Source organism: Bacillus sp. HMSC036E02, assembly GCF_001836235.1.
GTDB classification, from domain to species: Bacteria; Bacillota; Bacilli; order Bacillales; family Bacillaceae_G; genus Bacillus_A; species Bacillus_A cereus.
The window spans coordinates 1-256 of sequence record NZ_KV827828.1; the positions used below are offsets into that span (position 1 = coordinate 1).

Here is a 256-nt window from a genome sequence, read left to right on the forward strand (position 1 = left end):
GTTGTTCCACATTTACAAAAAAAATAATTAAATATAAGATGAAATAGGCTACATAAGGGAGGGTTATATGTTACATACAAAAAGATGGAGATTTTTTGCGGTTCTTTCTATTGTAGGTTTGATTTTACTAATTTTATTAAAAATCAACTTCATTTCAATTACTATCGCAACTTCTTCAGCTGAAAGAGGAAAGATTTTTGATCAAAATGGTGAAATACTAGCTACCAATAAGAAAGTTAAGTCTCTATATTGCACT

The 256-nt window shown here is 28.1% G+C and carries 1 pseudogene; it reads left to right on the forward strand.

Annotated features, from left to right (window positions below):
- Window positions 1–67: 67 nt before the first annotated feature.
- Window positions 68–256 (forward strand): annotated as a pseudogene (locus tag HMPREF2590_RS08920) (penicillin-binding protein 2); the annotation flags it as partial.